This window comes from Bradyrhizobium sp. (genome assembly GCF_019244115.1).
Taxonomy (GTDB): domain Bacteria; phylum Pseudomonadota; class Alphaproteobacteria; order Rhizobiales; family Xanthobacteraceae; genus Bradyrhizobium.
This window is the reverse complement of sequence record NZ_JAFATE010000861.1, coordinates 1-2,022: the sequence shown is the minus strand read 5'-3', so window position 1 is coordinate 2,022 and position 2,022 is coordinate 1. Positions and strand designations below refer to the sequence as shown.

General features: G+C 59.0%; 1 protein-coding gene, 1 tRNA gene and 1 pseudogene. 2 read left to right on the top strand and 1 reads right to left on the bottom strand.

Going from position 1 to position 2,022, the window contains the following annotated elements; translation table 11 throughout:
- The first annotated feature begins 89 nt into the window (after positions 1-89).
- A tRNA-Arg gene (locus tag JOZ76_RS36385) sits at positions 90-166 on the top strand.
- A gap of 43 nt (positions 167-209) precedes the next feature.
- Here the strand turns inward: JOZ76_RS36385 and JOZ76_RS36380 are convergent.
- Positions 210-1,394 carry an IS481 family transposase gene (locus tag JOZ76_RS36380; RefSeq protein ID WP_291706200.1) on the bottom strand — a complete coding sequence of 395 codons (1,185 nt, stop codon included), beginning with the start codon at positions 1,392-1,394 and terminating at the stop codon, positions 210-212.
- 91 nt (positions 1,395-1,485) lie between these two features.
- On the opposite strand from JOZ76_RS36380, the pseudogene JOZ76_RS36375 reads away from it, so the two are divergent.
- Positions 1,486-1,724: pseudogene (locus JOZ76_RS36375) on the top strand (transposase domain-containing protein); the annotation flags it as partial.
- Between the last annotated feature and the right edge of the window lie 298 nt (positions 1,725-2,022).

Below are 2,022 nucleotides of genomic sequence, written 5' to 3'. Positions count from 1 at the left end.
CGATCCGCGCGCGTGGCCAAGGCGACGAGAAAGCTCAGACGCGGCGAATGCTTCCCTTGCAGTCGCCATGGGCTATATTGGTGCGTGCTGCGCCCGTAGCTCAGCTGGATAGAGCACCAGACTTCGAATCTGGGGGTCGGAGGTTCAACTCCTTCCGGGCGCGCCAATAAACTCATGTCCGGACCGGACACATGGGTGACAATTCGTTCCTAAGACATGGGTGACAACCTCGGGCCGAACGGGTTGTCGAGGGGCTGCAAAGTCCTCTGCTCCAAGTCGATGAAGCCCAGATCATATCTCATGAAGCTGACGAGCCAAATGCCATCATCGACCTCCTTGATACCGAGGCGCTGACCGGCAAGTGCGGTCGAAATATTGATCTTCTTGCGATACATGCACAGACGCCCGCAGGCGGTCACGAGCAGGTCGCGATCGTGCAGCGGATAAACGAGGTCTGGAAGGCCGCTGTAGGGTCGTTGTGAAGCCGAGTAGACCTCGGCTGGGCACTTCATCACCAAAGCCTCGTGAGGCCGCTCGTTATTGAACTCGCTGATGAAGCTATCGAAGCGCGCCTGCTGTTGGAGATAGTTGGTTCCGGGGGGCCGGATCGTCTCCTTCTTCAAGGTGAGATGCATGCGCTCGTGGCGGCCGTTCTGGTGAGGATGCCCCGGCTTGATACGCTCGATATCGATACCGAGCCGGAGCCACCACACGGAGAGCTTTGAGAGGTTGAACAAGCCATTGGGACTGGCGAAAGGCACCCCATTATCGGACCTGATGGCTTGCGGTAAGCCGCGTTCCCGGAAGAGATGCTCGAAGGCTTCGATAGCGGTAACTTCCCGTGTGGATTCAAGCGCTTCGCACAATAACAGGAAGCGTGAGGCGTAATCGGTGACGGTCAGGGGATAGCAGTAGCGACCATTGCCGAGCTTGAACTCTCCCTTGAAGTCCACACACCACAGATCGTTGGGAGCAAGACCGGCCGAGAGCTCGGTACCTTGGGCGCGACGACGCGGCCGCCGCAGTCCCTTGACCAGACCATGGCGATGTAAGACGGCATGGATGGTGCTGTTGGCGGGTACCCGGATATCGCCATTGAGCTTCCTCACCAGGAGCTCGCGAATCTTACGGGCTCCCCAGTACGGCTTATCTCCCTTCAAATTGACGATCAGGGTCTCAATTTGTGGGGGCAGCTGGTTAGCGTAGCGGACCGGTCGACGTGAGCGATCCGTGAATGCCTTGGCCCCATACTCTTTGAAGCGATTAAAGATCTTGTAGCCGGTCTTACGCGATATGCCGAATTCCCGGCAAAGGTCGCTCATCGCTTCCCCGTCGAGTCGCCGAGCGACAAAACGCAGACGTTCTTCCATAACCGAACACTCCTTCCAGGGCATTCAACACCTCCCGCCAGGCATGCCTGGCGGGAGGTGTTACCCATGTGTCCGGAACGTTTTGTCACCCATGTCTCGGGACGCTCATTCGTGCATCCACGCGGGCTCCGATGAGGGAGGCGAGGGTGCCGCCGCCATCTATCCCTGATCGAGACCCTCAAGCTCAACGATGTCGATCCGCAAGCCTGGCTCGCCCATGTGCTCGCATGGCTCGCCACTCACCTCGCCGATAGCGGTTGCACCATGCACCGGCACATGCGGTTGTTGGAGCAGAACCCACCTTGGTCGTGGAGCCGAGAACGGAGAACTTCGGTATCTTGCTTGCGCCCTTAGGCCAAGGCCTATGCTACCGCCATCGGTGGGGGGTCGCATCATGCGCCCTTACCTTCAAAGAGAAGCAGAACGCGGTGCACCAACAGCGGTGCGGGTCAGCATTAGGGAAGAGTAGGAGGGGAGATGCAGTACGCGTTGGAACACCTACAATTGCCAAGCTGGCGTCAGCCGGCCTGTTGGTGTTGGGGCGCAGCCGCGAGCTTGATTTTGATTACAATTGCCGCCTGCCAAACTCAACCCGCAGCGCGGTTACCCGGGGGCTCCAGGGAGGCGTGTGCTGAAAGAGCCCGCCAAGAAG

Bases quoted from the DNA above. Each gene is read 5' to 3' on its own strand.
- JOZ76_RS36380 (WP_291706200.1), bottom strand. From the start codon at position 1,394: ATGCCCTGGAAGGAGTGTTCGGTTATGGAAGAACGTCTGCGTTTTGTC.